The organism is Tropicimonas sp. (assembly GCF_047971885.1).
GTDB lineage: Bacteria > Pseudomonadota > Alphaproteobacteria > Rhodobacterales > Rhodobacteraceae > Tropicimonas.
This window is the reverse complement of sequence record NZ_JBKEAE010000183.1, coordinates 56,886-75,443: the sequence shown is the minus strand read 5'-3', so window position 1 is coordinate 75,443 and position 18,558 is coordinate 56,886. Positions and strand designations below refer to the sequence as shown.

Sequence of the window (18,558 nt, the reverse complement as noted above, 5' to 3'; positions counted from 1 at the left end):
TTCTCATTTCGGCGGCGATCGGCATATGCTGCAACTTTCGGCTGTTCGAACCCCTGCATCGCAGATTAGACTCCGGCTTCCGAGTCGGAAAGAACTTGGATGGAAGTAGCGAGCAGCGTCTCGGAAAGGTGTTGACCCCATGGCAAAACCCGACCCGTTCGGCTTCGACATCAGCGCCGCGAATGACAAGAAGAAGCGTTCGCGCGGCAGGCGGGGTATGTCCGGCGCATTCGAGACCTCGCAGCGGATCTGCGAATATCCGGGCTGCGACCAGCCCGGCAAATACCGTGCCCCCAAAAGCCCCGACACGCTCGATCAGTACTACTGGTTCTGCAAGGAACATGTGCGCGAATACAACCTGAAATGGAACTTCTTCGACGCGACGACCGAAGAAGAGGCCCAGGCACAGATCGACAGCGACAGGGTCTGGGGCCGCGAGACCAAGCCCTTCCGCCAGTCTTCCGAAGAACGGGCGTGGGCCCGGCTGGGGATCGACGACGCCCATCAGGTGCTGGGCGAGAACGCCACCCGCAATCCCGGCCGCAGTCTGGGCGGCGGCCGCCGCCTGCCCCCCACCGAACGCCGCGCGCTGGAAATTCTCGACGCGCGCGAACACTGGACCAAGGCCGAGGTGCGCAAATCCTACAAGGCACTGATCAAGGTGCTGCACCCCGACATGAACGGCGGCGACCGGTCGGACGAGGACCGCCTTCAGGAAGTTGTCTGGGCCTGGGACCAGATCAAGGACAGCCGCAACTTCAAGTGATGCGGGATCGTTCGGGCGGATGCGTCCGACGCTATCTTTCGCGCAGCCGCCGCGCCCAGAGGTGGGTCAGGCAGATCAGGGCCAGCCAGACCGGCAGCAGCCAGATGCCGGGCAGCCAGGCGCCGAAGACCCGGATCTCTCCGGCAAGCGCGAACGGCACCACCAGCAGCCCGGCGGCGACGGGAATCAGATCGCGCCCCTGCCAGCCATCGGCCAGAAGATCGGGCAACATGCCCACCGTGCTGCCGACCAGCCCCGCGATCAGGGTCGCCGCGATACCCGCCAGCAGCGCCAGCAGCCAGCCGCCGGCGCCGCCCCTGCCGAAGGCGCCGGCCAGCGCGGCGCCCGTCAGCCCGCCCCCCGCCGCCATCGCCAGCAAATAGCGCCACATCAGCCCCCAGGGCAGCGCGACCATGCCATCGGCGCGCATCTGGCGCGCGTCGTCGGCCATGAAGGCAAAGAAGAAAAGCGCCCCGGTAAGCGCCATCATCAGGGCGACCACCCCAACCGGCGATCCGGTACGACGGTTTTCCATCATTCTTCCCTTCTGGCCGTTCCGCTGCGCATACTCTGGCGCGGTCGGGCAGGAATGAAAAGCCGGCTGGCAGGTGGCGCAGGTGAACCGATGCGGCGGCGCCTCTTGCACCGCACCCGGGTTTGGTGCATCCCCGGCACTTGTTCCGTGTCGCGATCCGGCGGCGCGTCGAAAGATGAGGAATGCGACCATGGCTGCGCATCAGGCCGAAAAAGCCGCGAAACCGACCGAGGAGATCTCGGTCCGCGATGTCTTCGGCATCGACACCGACATGATCGTGCGGGGCTTTGCCGACCAGGCCGACCGCGTGCCCGAACTCGACCCCACCTACAAGTTCGATCCCGACACGACGCTGGCGATCATCGCCGGCTTCAGCCACAACCGCCGGGTGATGATCCAGGGCTATCACGGCACCGGCAAGTCGACCCATATCGAACAGGTTGCGGCGCGGCTGAACTGGCCCACCGCGCGGGTCAACCTCGACAGCCACATCAGCCGCATCGACCTGATCGGCAAGGACGCGATCAAGCTGCGCGACGGCAAGCAGGTGACGGAGTTTCACGAGGGCATCCTGCCCTGGGCGCTGCGCAACCCGGTCGCCATCGTCTTTGACGAATACGACGCCGGCCGCGCCGACGTGATGTTCGTCATCCAGCGGGTGCTGGAGCATGACGGCAAGCTGACGCTGCTCGACCAGAACGAGATCATCACCCCGCATCCGAGCTTCCGGCTGTTTGCGACGTCGAACACCGTCGGTCTGGGCGACACCACCGGGCTCTATCACGGCGTGCAGCAGATCAACCAGGCCCAGATGGAACGCTCGTCGCTGGTGGCGACGCTGAACTATCTCAGCCATGACGCCGAAACCGCCATCGTGCTCTCCAAGGCGCCGCAATACAACAACGAAAAGGGGCGCAAGGTCGTCAGCCAGATGGTGATGGTGGCCGACCTGACGCGCACCGCCTTCATGAACGGCGAACTCAGCACCGTGATGTCGCCGCGAACGGTGATCAACTGGGCACAGAACGCACGCATCTTCCATTCGGTCGGCTATGCCTTCCGGCTGACCTTTCTCAACAAGTGCGACGAACTGGAACGCCAGACGGTGGCGGAATTCTACCAGCGCTGTTTCGACGAGGAACTGCCCGAAAGCGCCGTCAGCGCGGCGCTGGTCTGAGGCGGCGCCCCGCCGGTGCCCTACCCGACGAACACCGTCGGACAGCCGGACACGACGGTTCCGCCATGCGCGGTGCTGTCTCCCATACGCACCTGCGGGCGGTTGCCGACAAGCACGGTAAACGAACCCAGCGCCGTTGAATCGGGCGGGCCGACGCAGGTGCACATGTTGCCGGCCGGCGCTGCCGGCATGTTGCCGATCAGCACCGTCGGCACGCCCGGCGGCAGGATCGGTCCGCCGACATGAGGGATCGGCGGGGTGCCGGGGGTAACGAGCGGGCAGACGTGCATGTCGCCGACACGGGCGGCGGGTTGTGGCATGACAAGGTTCCTGCTGGCAGATTTACCTTAGGTTATCAAAATGAGCCGTCTCTGTCCCGCAAATCCCGCGGGATGCGGCAGCCAGGGTATCGATCCGGGTTCTCCGGCGTGTCAGGCTCTGCGATACCTTTGGAGGTCCGATGATCAACATGCCCCTGCGCGCCGCAAGCGACGCCTTTCACGAATCGTGGCGGCTCCGCTGGCCGTTCCTTCTGTCTCATCTTGCCTTCAACCTGCTGGTGATGGCGATTCTCGCACCGCTGGCAACGCTTGTACTGCGCGTCGCCGTGGCGTTTTCCGGGCAGCCGGCGGTGTCGGATTTCGGCATTGCGCTGTTTTTCGCCTCGCCTGCAGGCTTTGCCGGCGGGGTTCTGGTCGCCAGTCTGACGGTTGCGACACTTGTGCTCGATGTGGCCTTCATGATGGCGATCGCGCTTCATGCCCGCCGCACCGGCCGGCGCAGTTTCGAGCACGGCGCGCTGCGCATCCTGCCGCGCCTGCCGCAGATCGTCGGTTTCGCCTGGCGGCTGGTACTGCGTGTCCTTGCGATGGTGCTGCCGTTCATCCTCGCCGGGCTGTTTGTCGCGCAGCGCTGGCTCGGTGAATACGATATCAACTATTACCTCAGCCACCGTCCGCCGGAGTTTCTGTCGGCGCTTGCCGTCATCGCCGCGCTGCTTGCCGCGATGTCGGCAATCCTGCTGCCGCGCCTGCTGGGCTGGGCGCTGGCTTTGCCGATGGTGCTGTTCGAAGATGTCGCGCCGCGCGATTCCTTTGCCGCAAGCGCCACCCGGATGCGGGGCCGGCGGCTCGACCTGCTGCTCGCATTGCTGGCATGGCTGGCGGCCTCGGCTGCCGCGCTGGCGGTTGTGCTGACGGTAGCGGGACTGATCGCCAACGGCGTCGCCGGGCGGATCGGGCCCGATCTCGGGCGGCTGGCGGCGGCACTGACCGGCATCGGGGCGGTCTGGGCGCTGCTCAACCTGCTGATCACGGCGCTGAGCACCGGCGCGCTGGCCTGTCTGCTGATGGAACGGGCGGGATGGCCGGGCACAGAAGGGGCGCGCGGGCACGAAACCCGGCATCGCCCCGGATTGCGCATGGCCATTGCCGGCGGCATGGCGATTTCGGCACTGCTGACGCTTGCGGGTACCGCCGATCTGGCATCGCACCGCCCCGAACCGGACGAGGTTGTAGTCATCGGCCATCGCGGCGCGGCCGGGGCGCGGCCGGAAAACACCCTGGCCTCGTTCGACAGGGCGATCACGGACGGTGCCGACTGGGTCGAACTCGATGTGCAGGAAAGCGCCGAGGGCGAGGTGATCGTGGTCCACGACAGCGATTTCATGAAGCTCGCCGGCGTTGCCACCAAGGCATGGGAGGTCACCGCCGCCGATCTGGCCGAGATCGACATCGGAAGCTGGTTCGGCCCCGAATACGCCGCCGAGCGTACGCCGGGGCTGCGACAGGCGCTCGACCTTGCCCATGGCAGCGGTTCGGGCGTGCTGATCGAACTGAAATACTACGGTCACGACATAGCACTCGAACAGCGCGTCTCGGATATCGTCTCCACCACCGGGATGGACGACCGGGTGATGGCGATGAGCCTGAAATACGACGGCGTGCAGAAGATGAAGGCCCTCCGCCCGGACTGGCAGGTCGGGCTGCTGGCGGCGGCCACGCTTGGCCGGCTGTGGGAACTCGATGCCGATTTCCTCGCCGTCAACACCGAGATGATCTCGGCCCGGATGGTCGCTGCATCGCGGAATGCGGGCAAGCCGCTCTTTGCCTGGACGGTGAACGACCCGCTTGCCATGTCGCAGATGCTGAGCCTCGGGGTGGACGGGCTGATCACCGACGAGCCCGCGCTGGCGCGCCGGGTGATCGCGCAGCGGGCGAGGCTGAGCACCGCCGAACGGCTGGTTCTGGCGCTTGGCAGCCGGCTTGGACTGCGGGTTTCGGGCAAGGTCTATCGCGATGGCTCTCCCTGACCGGGTGGCGGCGGTTCTGCTTGCCCTGATCGCGGCAGGCTCCGCCACGGCGGACGGCTTGGGCGATCGGATGGGGCGCGCGCTCGAACTGCCGGCCCACCGGCGGCTGGCCGACCTGCGCGGCGCGCCCGGCGCCAGCGTGGCCCCATTTACCACCGACGGCTGTTCGGGCGGCATGTCGGACCTCTGGGCCCTTGCCGCCGAACGCTTTCCCGCCTTCGCCGCAGCGCATCAGGGCGTTCCGCCGTGGCAGGAATGCTGCGTCACCCACGACCGCACCTATCACACCGGCGGGCCGGATCCTTCGCCCGAGGCAAGCTATGCCGCCCGCCTTTCCGCCGACGAGGCGCTGTACGAATGCGTCCGCGCCACCGCGTCCGGCCGCGATGCGCTGCCTGGTGCCGAATACGGCCTGACGCCGGCGCAGGTGCGGCTGGCCTATGGCGCGATTGCCGGTGCGATGTATCGTGCCGTCCGGCTCGGCGGCGGGCCATGTTCGGGACTGCCATGGCGCTGGGGCTACGGCTGGCCGCAATGCCGGGGTGGCGGCGAATAGGGCGGTCACTTCCGGCATTGCCGATGGCGAACTGCCTTGGCGGCGATTCAGCTTGTAGCTCAGGTAGCGCCGTCCTATCCAGAGGATCATGACCGAGATCGAGCTCAAATTCATTCTTGATCAGGAAACGATGCGTCAGGTCAGAGAGAGGCTGAGGCAGCCCGGTCTCGACACCACACCGCCGGGCACCCGCAACCTGCACAGTGTTTATTACGACACCGCCGATCACCGGCTCGGCAAGGCGGGCACCGCGCTGCGCCTGCGGCGCGACGGGCGGCGCTGGACCCAGACCGTCAAGGCCGGGACAACGATCAACGGCGGCCTTATGCGGACGCACGAGGTCGACAACCCTGCGCCGGGCGGGCGGCTCGACCTGGCAGCGATCGCCGAGCCGGCGCTTGCCGGGGAAATCTGCCGGCTGGTCGGCGACGCGGAGCTTGCGCCGGTCTGCGAAACCCGGATGCACCGCACCGTCACCATCCTGACCGCACCCGGCGGCGCCCGGGTCGAACTGGCGCTCGACGAGGGCGAGATCATCGCCGGGGAGTTGAGCCAGCCCTTCCGCGAGGCGGAACTGGAACTGAAGCAGGGCCATATCAATGCGCTTTTCGACCTGATCGGGCTGCTCATGCCCGAGGGCGGTTTGCGCCTGTCCACCCTGTCGAAATCCGCGCGCGGCTATCTGCTGGCCGAAACCGGGGATATCCGGACCGCCCCCCTGCCCCGATCCGCGCAGCCGGTGCCGCTCGATCCGGCCATGACCTCCGAGATCGCCGCACGCGACATCCTGCGCGAGTGTTTTGCCCAGATCACGGCGAATATCGATGTGGTTCTGGCAACCGACATGCCCGAGGGTCCGCATCAGATTCGGGTCGGGCTGCGCCGCCTGCGCGCCGCCTTCGGACTGTTCCGGCCAATTGTCGGCAACCGGGAAATGCAGCGGCTGGGCACCGAGGCCCGGGCGCTTGGCGCATCGGTCGGTGCCCTGCGCGACCTCGACGTTCTGGCCGGCGACCTGATCGCCCCGGCCGCGGCCGAATACCCCGCCGAGCCCGGCTTCGGCATTCTCGCCTGCGCCATCGACACCCGGCGCGATACGGCGCGCGAGGCGCTGCGCGCCGAATTGCGCGGCCGGCGCGTGCAGTCGTTCCAGATAGAACTGGCGCGCTTCATCGAAACCCGCGGCTGGCTGGCGCCCGAGGATTTCGGGCAGACCGCCCGACTGGCGCGCCCGGTCACGGAAACCGCGGGCGCGGCGCTAGACAAGCGCTGGAAAGCGGTCCGACACCACGCGCGGCGGATCGACACGCTGACGGTGGAGGGGCGCCACGAACTGCGCAAGGAACTGAAAAAGCTGCGGTACGTTATCGAGTTCGCCGCGCCGCTCTATCCCGCGCGCGAGGTGGCGACCTTCGTCACGCGGATGAAGCGCCTTCAGGACGTGTTTGGCGAGTTGAACGATCTGGCGATGGCCGAGAACCTGCTGTGCAGACCCGACTCGCCCGCCGCCCGCGATCCGGCGGCGCAGCGCGCGGTGGGCCGGATTCTGGGCAGCCGGACGGTGCGGGCCGATGCCGACTGGCATCACGCCCGGGAATTGTGGCACGCGGTACGACAGACCGGCCCCTTCTGGAACTGAGCGCCGGCCTGCCGTCAGAACCGGCCATTTTTCCCCACGCGGGGCGTGGCCACCGCTGGCGTTTGCACATAAGTTGACTCCGTTCAAACCTCTGCCGGTAATCAGATGCCCCAGTCCGACAATCCAGCCGATCCTTTCAAGAAGGCGCTTGCCGAAGCGACGCGCGTGATCGCCGACGATCCCGAGATGGGGGTCGTCTTCACCGTCGACCCGCCGGGAATGACGGCCGAGCAGATCCGCCTGCCACAGGTCAGCCGGCGCATGACGAAGGACGAGGTGCTGCTGGCGCGCGGCACCGCCGATGCCTTTGCCCTGAAACGCAAGTATCACAACCCGGCCGTCTTCCAGCGCTACCTGCCGACCGGCCAGATGGCGATCGATCTATACGACGCGATGGAGACCGCCCGCTGCGAGGCGATCGGCGCGCGCGTCATGCCGGGCACTGCCGGCAATATCGACGCCCGCATCGCCAACGACGCAAGCCGCAAGGGTTACGGCCAGATTACCAAGGCCAGCGAGGCGCCGCTGGCGGTGGCGGCGGGCTATCTGATCCGCCAGCTTGCCACCGGGCGCGAATTGCCGCAAGCCGCGCAGCATGTGCTCGACCTGTGGCGCGATCATCTGGAAGGCTCCGCCGCGGAAACCCTGCCCGACCTGGAAACCGCGCTTGCCGATCAGGCCGCCTTTGCCCGCTTTGCCCGGCGGATCATCGACGATCTCGGCTACGGCGACCAGCTGGGCGACGACCCCGACCAGATCGACGACGACCAGACCGAGAATACCGAGGCCGACGATCAGCCCCCCGAAAGCACCGGCGACGAGGAAGAGCAGTCCCGGCAGGACGAGGACGCCCGCCCCGAGGACGACCAGGAACCCACCGACGACCCGAGCGAGGCCGAGGTCAGCATGGACGATTCGGCCGACAGCGACATGGCCGAGGAAACCGACCTTCCCCAGGGCGAAGCGCCGCCTGAGCCCCTGCCGCCGCCGGTTTCGGAGGCCGACCCGAACTACCAGGTCTTCTCCACCGAATTCGACGAGATCATCGGCGCCACCGAGCTTGCCGATCCGCAGGAGCTGGAGAGGCTGCGCGATTACCTCGACAAGCAGCTCGAACCGCTGAAGGGCGCGGTCAGCCGGCTGGCCAACAAGTTGCAGCGCCGGCTTCAGGCCCAGCAGAACCGAAGCTGGGAGTTCGACCGCGAGGAGGGCATCCTCGACGCCGGCCGCCTGGCGCGCGTTGTGGCCAACCCGACCACTCCGCTGTCGTTCAAGGTCGAGAAGGACACCGAGTTTCGCGACACCGTGGTCACGCTGCTGCTCGACAATTCCGGCTCGATGCGGGGGCGGCCGATCTCCATCGCCGCGATCTGCGCCGACGTTCTGGCCCGCACCCTCGAACGCTGTTCGGTCAAGGTCGAGATCCTCGGCTTCACCACCCGGGCGTGGAAAGGCGGCCAGAGCCGCGAATTGTGGCTCAAGGGCGGGCGCACCCAGCAGCCCGGGCGCCTCAACGACCTGCGGCACATCATCTACAAATCGGCCGATGCCCCGTGGCGCCGCTCGCGCGACAACCTCGGCCTGATGATGAAGGAAGGGCTGCTGAAAGAGAACATCGACGGCGAGGCGCTGGAATGGGCGAGCCGCAGGATCACCGCCCGCCCCGAGGCGCGCAAGATCCTGATGGTGATCTCCGATGGTGCGCCGGTCGACGATTCGACCCTTTCGGTGAACCCGGCAAATTATCTGGAAAAACACCTGCGCGACGTGATCGCCATGATCGAGCGGCGCAAGCAGGTGGAACTGATCGCCATCGGTATCGGCCACGATGTGACGCGCTACTACAACCGCGCCGTCACCATTACCGATGTCGAGCAGCTTGCCGGCGCCATGACCGAGCAGCTAGCCGCGCTCTTCGACAAGGGCCCGCGGGCGCGGTTCGGCGGCCTGAAAAGGGCAGGCTGAAAGTCGCGGCAATTTAATTGACTTTTTCTATAAGGTTATGTAGCCGGGCAATACTCTCCCAGCAGGTGCAAGGCCGAGTGGATGTTCTGCACGCGGGCGGCAGAAACCGCGATTCGGCGTCCGCGAAAACGGGAGACTTTTTATGCGGTATCTTCTTGTTGCAGGTGCGCTTGCGCCCCTGTGCGGTTCCATGGCGGCGGCGGCGACGGTTTCGCCGTTCCTGCTGGCCGATCAGACAACGGACAGCGTTGTGCTGCTGCGCGATCTCAACGGCGACGGCGACACCAACGATCCGGGCGAGGCGACCACCTATTTCGACGCGTCGAACGGCTCCGGTCTCGCCACGCCGACCGGAAACGTGTTTTCCCTCACCCAGGCCAGCAGCGGAGCGGTCTTTCTGGGCGACGGCAACACCGACACGGTTTACCGGACGCTCGACCTGAACGCCGACGGCAGCGCCAATGGCGCGGGCGAGGCAACGGTGTGGTTCTCTGCCACCGACAACGCTTCGGGCTTCACGCTGAACACCCCGAACGGCATTGCCGAAGGTCCCGATGGCGCGCTCTACGTGGTCGAGGCGGATACGGTCGGCAACCCGAGCGGCGATTATGTCTATCGGACCATCGACCTCAACGGCGACGGCGACGCGAACGACGAAGGCGAAATCACCCGGTGGCTCGACCTGAAGGCGATCAATGCATCGTCCTCGCCGTTTCAGATCTCGTTCGACGGCGACACCGCCTATATCGCCGATACCGCCGGCGCCACACCGGATGTAATCTATGCGGTGCGCGATGCCGACGGCGACGGCATCATCGGTGCGGCGGAGGTGAGCAATTTCGCCACCGAATCCGCCAACTCGCCCAACCTGTTCGACTTTTCGGTCGCGGCGGGCCTCGGCTCGGTCTGGACCTGGGAATGGCTGGCGGGCGAGGATTCCATCGGCTCGGTCATGCGCCTGACCGATCTCGACGGATCCGGCGCGATCGACGCGCTCGGCGAGGCGAGGGAGGTCTGGAACACCTCGCTCCTGGGCGACAGCTTCGAATTCCTCGCCGGGTTCTCGATGGCGCTCAGCAACGTTACCGGCGAACTTCTCATCACCTCGAACGCGGGAAGCGACATCGGCGACTGGGTCATCCGCCTCTTCGATCTCGACGGGAATGGCAGCTTCTGGGGTGAGGGCGAATGGAGCGCCGTCCTGGCGCGCTCGGAGAACGGCGAATATCCCCAGCGTGCCCGTGCCGTCGCCTTCTACGACCAGCCGGCGGCGGTGCCGCTTCCGGCGTCGCTGCCCTTGCTGGGCGGGGCGCTGGCAGGCCTTGCGATGCTGCGCAGGCGCCGCAACCACACCGCCTGAGCCTTGTGCACCGGCGGTTCGCGCGGCTAGGTGTTGCTGCCGGGATTCTCCGGCAGCAACCGGATCCGCCGATGTTCCAGATTTTCAATACCCCGACACACCCCGAAGACGGCCCGCCCCGGCTTGCCCTGCTGCGCGAAAGGCTCGCCCTGGCCGGGCTCGACGGGTTTCTGGTGCCGCGCACCGACATGTATCGTGGCGAATACGTCGCCCCGCATGACGAACGCCTTGCCTGGCTGACCGGCTTTACCGGATCGGCCGGACAATGTGTCGTGCTGCGCGATGCGGCCGGTGTCTTCGTCGACGGGCGCTATCGGGTGCAGGTGAAGTCTCAGATCGCGCCGGATCATTTCACCCCGCTCGACTGGCCGGCAATCCAACCGGCCGACTGGATCGCTGGGCAGCTTCCCGACGGCGGCACCATCGGCTTCGATCCGCGCCTGCACACGACCGACGAGATCGAGGAACTTCGCGAAAAAGGCGAGAAATTTCGCATAACCTATTGTGAAACGGAAAATTTTGTCGATCTGATATGGCAGGATCAACCACCACCGCCGCTGGGCGCGGTCTTTGTTCATCCGCTTGAACTGGCCGGCGAGCCGCACGCGGCCAAACGCGCCGCGCTGGCCGAACGGCTGCGGTGCAAGGGCGCGCGCGCTGCCGTCCTGACCCTGCCCGATTCGATCGCCTGGCTTTTCAACATTCGCGGCAGCGACGTGCCGCGCAACCCGGTACCGCAGGCTTTCGCCATCCTGCACGACACCGGCGCGGCCGATCTGTTCTGCGCCCCCGCCAAGTTGTCGGATATGGTAAGGGCACACCTGGGCGACGAGGTTGCCTGCCATCCCACCGGAGAGTTTTGCGCCGCACTGAAAGCGCTGCAGGGGCCGGTGCTGCTCGACAAACCCTCGGCCCCGGTCTGGGTCGAGGAATGCCTGACCGGGGCGGAACCCGTTCTCGCATCCGATCCCTGCATCCTGCCCAAGGCGCGCAAGAACGCCGCCGAGATCGCCGGCATGGAAGCCGCGCATCTGCGCGACGGTGCTGCGATGTGCCGCTTCCTGTGCTGGCTCGACGCCGAGGCCCCGACAGGCGCATTGACGGAAATCGACGTGGTCACGCGCCTCGAGGAAGAACGCCGCAGGGACCCGCTGCTGCGCGATATCAGCTTCGACACCATCGCGGGATCGGGGCCGAACGGTGCCATCGTTCACTACCGTGTAACCACCGACACCAACCGGCGCATCGCCCCCGGCGACCTGCTGCTGGTGGATTCGGGTGGCCAGTACGCCGACGGCACCACCGACATCACCCGCACCATCGCTACCGGCCCGGTCACCGCGGAACAGACGGCGGCATTCACCCGGGTGCTGAAGGGCATGATCGCGATCTCGACCATCCGCTGGCCCGGGGGCCTCGCCGGGCGCGATCTCGACTCGCTGGCACGCGCGCCGCTGTGGCGGGCCGGGCAGGATTACGACCACGGCACCGGCCACGGCGTCGGCGCCTATCTGTCGGTGCACGAGGGGCCGCAGCGCCTGTCGCGGCTATCCGAGGTGCCGCTGGAGCCCGGCATGATCCTGTCGAACGAGCCAGGGTATTACCGCGAGGGCGCCTTCGGCATCCGGATCGAAAACCTGATCCGTGTTGTCGAGGCTCCGCCCCTGCCCGGTGCCGACAACCGCGCGATGCTGGCCTTTGCAACCCTGACCCGGGTGCCGATCGACCGGCGGCTGATCGACCTGTCGCTGCTGGACGCCGGAGAACGCGCCTGGCTCGATACCTATCACGCCGAAACCCGGCACCGGATATTCCCCCTGCTGAGCGGCGATGCGGCGGTGTGGCTTGAAACGGTGACCCGCCCGCTATAGGTTAGGGCTAACATTCCATTTCACAATAATGTCACACCGGCCGCCCATACAGATGTTCATGGGCGGCAGACCACTCTCAAAAGGGGGATCACATGGTTGACCATATCACCATCCACAAGGCCGACGGCATCTGGAGCGTTCGCGCCGGCGGCGCGGTTCTGGCCGAAAGCCGGAACGCACTGGAACTGACCGAAGGCGATGGCGCGCCCGTCATCTATTTTCCGCGCGACGATATCGCGATGGCCTTTCTCGACCCCTCGGGCGCGGTCGAGCGCAACCCGCACAAGGGCGATGCCAGCTACTATTCGATAGATACCAAAAGCGGCACTCTGGTGAACGCGGCCTGGTCCTATGAGAACCCGAACGAGGGCATGCAACGGGTCAAGGATTACATCGCCTTCCATACCGGCAATTCCGCCGTTGCGGTCGAGCGGTTCTGACCCCTGCCGCAGTACCCGGGCGTATGCGCGGGATACGGGCCGCCGATCCTGCCGGGCAATACGCGCCCCGGCGATCAGGGTGCGGGCAGTATCTTCTTCTGATTTCGCGCCCACCGGACCGGATCAGGCGTGTTCCTCCGCCGCCGTTTCGGCCAGAGCGCGATTGTAGGCGCGCAGGGCGTCGACATGGAACAGCGCGCCGATAAGGGTGGCCTCACCCCCGTCGCCGTCGGTGATCACCGGCAGGAAGACGCAGCCTTCGCTTTCGAAGATCGGCAGCGCCACTTCCAGCGTCGTCTCGGGGCGGATGAACAGGCCGCTTTCGATCATCCGGCGGCAGACCTCGGCCGAAGCGGCGCGCGGGCTGTCCATCGAGCGCATCAGCAACGCCGCAGAATGGACCGACAGCAGATAGGCCTGCGGGCCGGCGGACAGGCGCACGCCCTTGTTTTCGAGCTGGGTGAGGAAATACGAGCGCGCCACCAGCCGGCTTGCCAGCGCGGCGGACAGCGATACCGCGACCATCACCGCAAGCCCGGTCTGCCAGTCGCCCGTCATCTCGAAGACGATCATCGCCGTCGAGATCGGCGCGCCCAGCACCGCGGCGGCAACCGCCCCCATTCCCGCCAGCGCATACAACTCGCCCGTGCCGGAATATTGCGGCACCAGCGCCGTGGCGACGATGCCGAATGCCAGACCGCTCAGCGCGCCGACCATCAGCGACGGCGAGAAGATGCCACCGCCCATGCGCCCGGCCAGGGTAATTGCAACGGCGACGATCTTCATCGCCACGAACAGCACCGCCTCGTGCAGCGAAAGCCGGGCATGCAGGGCCATGGCCGTGGTCTCGTAACCGACACCGATGATATGGGGAAACCAGATCGCCATGACGCCCAGTAACCCGCCAGCGATGGCGGGTTGAAGCACGCGCGGCACGCGGAACTTCTCCTGCAGGTGGCTGGCCAGGGCGTCGGTGAAGAAGATCGACCGCATCAGGACCACCGCCACCAATCCGCTGAACAGGCCGAGGATCATGAAGGCGGGAAGCTCGCCGTAGAACGACAGCGACAATTGCGGCGCCAGGGTGAATTCGGTGTTGTCGCCCAGCATCAGCCGGCTGACGACGGTCCCTGCGACCGAGGCGATGGCGATGGGGGCGAACGCGTGCATGGCGAAATGGCGTAATACCACTTCGAGCGCAAAGAGCGTTCCGGCGATGGGGGCGTTGAAACTGGCCGAAACGGCGGCGGCAACCGCGCATCCCAGAAGGTCGCGGCCGGTAATGCCATCGGCGTCCAGCCGGTCCGACACCCAGGTGGCAATCACCCCGGCAAGGTGAACCACCGGCCCCTCGCGCCCCGAAGAGCCCCCCGAGGAAAGCGTGATCAGCGAGGCCGCGGCCGAGGCGAGGCCAGCCCTTATCTCGACCCGGCCGCGATAAAGCGCCGCCCCCTCGATCACATCGGCGACGGCCCGCACCCTGTCGTCGGGGGTGAACCGGGTGAGCAGGACCCCCACCGCCAGCCCGCCAAGAACCGGCACCAGCACCAGATACCACCACGGCAGCGTTTCGGCGAACGAGTGGATATAGAGCGCGTCGTCGGCACCATAGAATCTGGCCTGCAACCAGTAGATCGCGGTGCGAAAACCCACCGCCGCCGCGCCCGCAACCACACCAAGCGCAAGCGCGATGAACCAGAAGCGCACCTGCCCCGGCCCCTGCTGCACCAGCATCCGCCCGAACCGGTTCAGGCCGTCGCGGCTTTCTTCCATCTGGCGGCGGATCAGATCGCGGCTGCGTTCCGGCAAGGCTCGCTCTCGCGCGGGGAAATTCACGCTTTGCCCCCGGGCCCCGCTTGCCATAGGGTGCGCCTCGCAATCTCACGGCGGGGGCCCGAATGAGCATCGAACAGACAATCGCCGAACTTTCCCCGTTCCTAGGCGATCGGCTGGCGCAGTCCAAGTCCGAACTGGAACATCACGGGCAATCGGAAAGCTACTTTCCCGCCACCCTGCCCGATGCGGTCGCCTATCCCGAAAGCGCCGCCGAGGTTTCGCGCATCCTGCAAACCTGCAATCGCCTCGGCTGCCCGGTAACGGGCTGGGGGGCGGGAACCTCGCTCGAAGGGCATGCGCTGGCGGTCCGGGGCGGGATCGTCGTCGATTTTTCACGGATGAACCGCCTGCTTGCCGTCAATGCCGAGGATATGGATTGCGTGGTCCAGCCCGGCATGACGCGCGAGGCGCTGAATACGGAACTCAGGGCGACGGGCCTGTTCTTTCCGGTCGATCCCGGGGCCAACGCCACGCTCGGCGGCATGGCCGCGACCCGGGCGAGCGGCACGACGACGGTGCGCTATGGCTCGATGCGCGACAACGTGACCGGGCTGGAGGTCGTGCTGGCCGACGGTCGGATCGTCCGCACCGGCAGCCGCGCCCGCAAGTCGGCTTCGGGTTACGACCTGACCCGGCTTTTCGTCGGCTCCGAAGGTACGCTGGGCCTGATTACGGAACTGACGCTGCGGCTTCACGGCCAGCCCGAGGCGACCCGGGCCGCCGTCTGCGCCTTCGACAGCATGGCGGGAGCGGTCGAAACGGTGATCGAGACGGTGCAGACGGGCATTCCCGTTGCCCGGATCGAATTTGTCGATCAGACCGTGGCGCAGATATTCAACGCACGCTCCAACGCGGGTTTTCCGGAAAAACCACATCTTCTGGTCGAGTTTCGCGGCACCGACGCATCGGTCGCCGAAGACACCGCGCGCTTTGCCGAAATCGCCGCCTCGCACGGCGCAGAAGGGTTTCGCTGGGCGGAAAGGACCGAAGAGCGTACCGCCCTGTGGGAGATGCGCCACAACTTTGCCTATACGCTCAAGGCGCATTATCCCGGGCGCAGGTTCGTCTTCACCGATGTCTGCGTGCCGATCTCGCGGCTGGCCGAAACGGTCGAGGAGACGCGTGCCGATATCGAGGCGTCGGGCATTCCCGGCCCCATCGTCGGCCATGTGGGCGACGGCAACTTCCATTCGAGCCTGGCCGTTGACGAGACAAACCCGGATGACATGCGCGTCGCCAAGGAGCTGGCGCATCGCATGGCCGAGCGTGCGCTGCGATATGGCGGTACTGTTACCGGCGAACATGGCATCGGTCTCGGCAAGCTTGCCTATATGGAGGAGGAACACGGCGCGGCCTGGGCGGTGATGGGCGACATCAAGCGCACGTTCGACCCGAAGAACATCCTCAACCCGGGCAAGCTGGTTCCGCCGACGGATTGAGGCGCCGGTCATTCCGCCAACAGGGCGCGGGCGGCGGAGCGCGCCGCGTCGGTCACCTGATCGCCCGACAGCATGCGCGCCAGTTCGTCGACACGGGCGCTCGCATCCAGCGGCGTGACCGTCGACAGGGTCTGATCGCCTTCGATACGTTTTTCGACCCGCAGGTGGTGCCGCCCAAGCGCCGCGACCTGCGGCGAATGGGTGACCACCAGCACCTGCGCGCCCTGCGCCAGCGACCGCAGCCGCCGGCCGACCGCCGCTGCGGTTGCACCGCCGACGCCGCGGTCGATCTCGTCGAAGATCATCGTCACGCCATGCGCCTCGCCCATCAGGCAGACCTTCAGCGCCAGCAGAAAGCGCGACAATTCCCCGCCCGAGGCAATGCGGTTCAGCGGCCCGGCGGGGGCGCCGGGATTGGTGGCGACGGTAAAGGTCACCTCGTCCATCCCCTCGGCACCGGGAACTGTCTCGGCAATTTCCGTGACGAAAACCGCCCGCTCCATCTTCAGCGGCGCCAGTTCGCCGGCCATGGCGGCATCGAGCCGCACCCCGGCATCGCGGCGCGATCGCGACAGCGCCGCACAGGCCGCAAGGTGCGCCTCGCCCGCGCGCGCACGGGCGGCTTCAAGCGCGGCAAGGTCGCCCGCCCCGGCCTCCAGCGCCGCCAGCCTCTGGCGAAGATCCCCGGCAAGGGCCGCCAGATCGTCCGCCAGCACGCCGTGCTTGCGTGCCAGCCCGCGGATGGCGAACAGGCGCTCCTCGACTGCTTCCAGTTCGCGCGCATCGAATGTCAGCGCATCGAGGCAATCCGCAACGCCCTGCTCGGCCTCGCCAAGCGCCTCGAACGCCCGCGACAGCGCCTCGATCGGCGCGTCGAGCCTGCCCTCGGTTCCTGCGGCCGCGCCATCGAGCCAGCGCATCGCATCGCCCATAAGCCCTTCGGCCCCGTCGCCGGAAAGCGCCGCATGGGCACGGGCGATATCCTGCCGCACCTTTTCCGCCCCCTGCATCAGGCGACGGCGCGCATCGAGATCGGCTTCCTCGCCCGGTTCGGGTGACAGCGCGTCAAGCTCGGCGACCGAATGGCGCAGAAAGGACTCCTCTCCATGCAGTTCCGCCAGCCGGTCGCGCATCGCGCCGAGCGCCTCGTCGGCGGCGCGCAATGCGCGCCATGCGGCGCGCACCCCGTCGATCGCGGCGGCATTTCCGGCAAATTCGTCCAGCAGCGCCCGGTGGCCGCGCGCGTTCAGCAGGCCCCGGTCGTCATGCTGTCCGTGCAGTTCCACCAGCGTGTCCGACAGGCGCCGCAGGACCTCGCCCGAGGTGCGGCGGTCGTTGATCCAGGCGGTCTTGCGCCCGTCGGCGGTATTGATCCGGCGCAGGATCAGCTCATCCACCTCGGGCAGGCCCGCCTCGTGCAGCACATCGCGCGCCGGATGACCGGGCGGCAGATCGAACCAGGCCGTAACCTCGCCCTGCGCAGCACCGCTGCGCACCAGTTCGGCACGACCGCGCCAGCCCAGCACGAACCCCAGCGAATCCAGCAGGATGGATTTGCCGGCGCCGGTTTCACCGGTCAGCACGTTGAGGCCCGGCCGGAACTCAAGCTCCAGCCGCTCGATGATCAGCATGTCCCGGATATCCAGTCCGCGCAGCATCCCGCCTTACCCCATGCCGGCCCACCACGCGCCGCCGCCCCGTCTTACCGCAGGCCCGCGCCGGACCGCCAGAGGAAGTGAGGCCGGCGGGTTATGCGCGGCGGCTCAGAGCCACTGGCCCTTGATCATCTGGCGGTGCACCTGCCGCAGCCAGCTGTCGCCCCTGGCCTGTGCGCTCAGCCCGCGCTGGACCAGCAGCGCGTAGCTGTCGCGATACCATTCGGTCGACTGGAAGTTGTAGGCGAGAATCGCGCCCGCCGTCTGCGCCTCGTCGGTCAGGCCGAGCGCAAGATAGGCCTCGACCAGCCGGTGCAGTGCCTCGGCCGTGTGCGTGGTGGTCTGGAAATCCTCGACCACGACACGGAACCGGTTGATCGCCGACGCGTAATGCTGACGCTTCAGGTAATAGCGGCCGATCTCCATCTCCTTCGCCGCCAGATGGTCGAAGGCTAGGTCGAACTTCAGGATCGCCGACTTGGCCTATTCGCTGTCGGGATCGATTTCGATCACCTCGCGCAACGCCTGCAACGCCTGGACGGTCAGGCCCTGATCGCGACCGACCTCGTCGATCTGGTCGTAATAGCTGAGCGCCAGAAGATACTGCGCATAGGCCGCATCCTCGTCGGCGGGATAGAAATCGATATAGCGCTGCGCCGAGGCGCGGCTGTTTTCGTAATCGCGGTCGGTGTGATAGGAGAACGCCTGCATGATCAGCGCCCGCTTGGCCCATTCCGAATAGGGGTAGAGCCGCTCGATCTCGCCGAACAGGACCGCAGCATCTTCGGGATGGCCGTCCTCGAGATCGTATTCGGCCCGCTGATAGATCTGCTCGGCAGTGAACTGCTCGAGATTCAGGCTGGAACGTGTCGCCGGGGACCGGTCGCCGCAAGCCGTCAGCGTGGCCATGACAGCCATGGCACCAACCAGCCGGATTGTGACATTGCGCACCGTCATGCCTGAAACCTCTGCCTTAATTTCCCTCGGCCTATTTCCGGCCGCCGGGTT

14 protein-coding genes and 1 pseudogene are annotated in these 18,558 nt (G+C 66.7%); 10 read left to right on the top strand and 5 right to left on the bottom strand.

Annotation, left to right across the window (positions count from 1 at the left end; translation table 11 throughout):
• Nucleotides 1-139: 139 nt before the first annotated feature.
• Nucleotides 140-766 carry a J domain-containing protein gene (locus ACK5IR_RS15625; protein WP_416930096.1) on the top strand — a complete coding sequence of 209 codons (627 nt, stop codon included), beginning with the start codon at nucleotides 140-142 and terminating at the stop codon, nucleotides 764-766.
• 31 nt (nucleotides 767-797) lie between these two features.
• Here ACK5IR_RS15625 and ACK5IR_RS15620 read toward each other — a convergent pair whose 3' ends face one another.
• Nucleotides 798-1,301, bottom strand: a complete 504-nt coding sequence (locus ACK5IR_RS15620; RefSeq protein WP_416930094.1) for a hypothetical protein — start codon at nucleotides 1,299-1,301, stop codon at nucleotides 798-800.
• 190 nt (nucleotides 1,302-1,491) lie between these two features.
• On the opposite strand from ACK5IR_RS15620, the gene cobS reads away from it, so the two are divergent.
• Nucleotides 1,492-2,478: a cobaltochelatase subunit CobS gene (cobS, locus tag ACK5IR_RS15615; protein WP_416930093.1), complete on the top strand. Its 987-nt coding sequence runs from the start codon at nucleotides 1,492-1,494 to the stop codon at nucleotides 2,476-2,478.
• Between the two features lie 20 nt (nucleotides 2,479-2,498).
• On the opposite strand, the gene ACK5IR_RS15610 is transcribed toward cobS, so the two are convergent.
• A complete protein-coding gene (locus tag ACK5IR_RS15610) occupies nucleotides 2,499-2,798 on the bottom strand; it encodes a PAAR domain-containing protein (RefSeq protein WP_416930092.1) in 300 nt (99 codons plus the stop codon).
• Nucleotides 2,799-2,938: 140 nt separating this feature from the next.
• Here ACK5IR_RS15610 and ACK5IR_RS15605 point away from each other — a divergent pair, with 140 nt between their 5' ends.
• The 7 genes from ACK5IR_RS15605 to ACK5IR_RS15575 all read left to right on the top strand — a co-directional run bounded on the left by ACK5IR_RS15605 (nucleotide 2,939) and on the right by ACK5IR_RS15575 (nucleotide 12,620).
• Nucleotides 2,939-4,789, top strand: a complete 1,851-nt coding sequence (locus ACK5IR_RS15605; protein ID WP_416930091.1) for a glycerophosphodiester phosphodiesterase family protein — start codon at nucleotides 2,939-2,941, stop codon at nucleotides 4,787-4,789.
• Entirely contained in the window at nucleotides 4,776-5,345 is a 570-nt protein-coding gene (locus ACK5IR_RS15600) for a hypothetical protein (RefSeq protein ID WP_416930090.1), read from the top strand. The genes ACK5IR_RS15605 and ACK5IR_RS15600 overlap by 14 nt, the downstream gene beginning before the upstream one ends.
• 88 nt (nucleotides 5,346-5,433) lie before the next feature.
• Complete coding sequence (locus ACK5IR_RS15595; RefSeq protein WP_416930089.1) at nucleotides 5,434-6,984, top strand: CHAD domain-containing protein; 1,551 nt, start codon at nucleotides 5,434-5,436, stop codon at nucleotides 6,982-6,984.
• Nucleotides 6,985-7,089: 105 nt separating this feature from the next.
• Nucleotides 7,090-8,949, top strand: a complete 1,860-nt coding sequence (cobT, locus tag ACK5IR_RS15590) for a cobaltochelatase subunit CobT (protein WP_416930088.1) — start codon at nucleotides 7,090-7,092, stop codon at nucleotides 8,947-8,949.
• Between the two features lie 142 nt (nucleotides 8,950-9,091).
• The gene (locus ACK5IR_RS15585; RefSeq protein ID WP_416930087.1) at nucleotides 9,092-10,309 is read left to right on the top strand and encodes a VPLPA-CTERM sorting domain-containing protein; all 1,218 of its coding nucleotides are present in this window, start codon (nucleotides 9,092-9,094) and stop codon (nucleotides 10,307-10,309) included.
• A gap of 71 nt (nucleotides 10,310-10,380) precedes the next feature.
• The gene (locus ACK5IR_RS15580; RefSeq protein ID WP_416930086.1) at nucleotides 10,381-12,180 is read left to right on the top strand and encodes an aminopeptidase P family protein; all 1,800 of its coding nucleotides are present in this window, start codon (nucleotides 10,381-10,383) and stop codon (nucleotides 12,178-12,180) included.
• Between the two features lie 92 nt (nucleotides 12,181-12,272).
• The gene (locus ACK5IR_RS15575; protein WP_416930085.1) at nucleotides 12,273-12,620 is read left to right on the top strand and encodes a DUF427 domain-containing protein; all 348 of its coding nucleotides are present in this window, start codon (nucleotides 12,273-12,275) and stop codon (nucleotides 12,618-12,620) included.
• A gap of 123 nt (nucleotides 12,621-12,743) precedes the next feature.
• On the opposite strand, the gene ACK5IR_RS15570 is transcribed toward ACK5IR_RS15575, so the two are convergent.
• Nucleotides 12,744-14,429 (bottom strand): chloride channel protein, encoded by a 1,686-nt coding sequence (locus ACK5IR_RS15570; protein ID WP_416930084.1) that lies wholly within the window; start codon nucleotides 14,427-14,429, stop codon nucleotides 12,744-12,746.
• A gap of 89 nt (nucleotides 14,430-14,518) precedes the next feature.
• Between ACK5IR_RS15570 and ACK5IR_RS15565 the strand changes: the two genes are divergently transcribed.
• The gene (locus ACK5IR_RS15565; protein ID WP_416930083.1) at nucleotides 14,519-15,895 is read left to right on the top strand and encodes an FAD-binding oxidoreductase; all 1,377 of its coding nucleotides are present in this window, start codon (nucleotides 14,519-14,521) and stop codon (nucleotides 15,893-15,895) included.
• Nucleotides 15,896-15,903: 8 nt separating this feature from the next.
• Here the strand turns inward: ACK5IR_RS15565 and recN are convergent, their stop codons facing one another.
• Nucleotides 15,904-17,553 (bottom strand): DNA repair protein RecN, encoded by a 1,650-nt coding sequence (gene recN / locus ACK5IR_RS15560; RefSeq protein ID WP_416930082.1) that lies wholly within the window; start codon nucleotides 17,551-17,553, stop codon nucleotides 15,904-15,906.
• A 105-nt stretch (nucleotides 17,554-17,658) separates the two neighbouring features.
• Nucleotides 17,659-18,507 (bottom strand): annotated as a pseudogene (locus ACK5IR_RS15555) (outer membrane protein assembly factor BamD).
• Nucleotides 18,508-18,558: the final 51 nt, after the last annotated feature.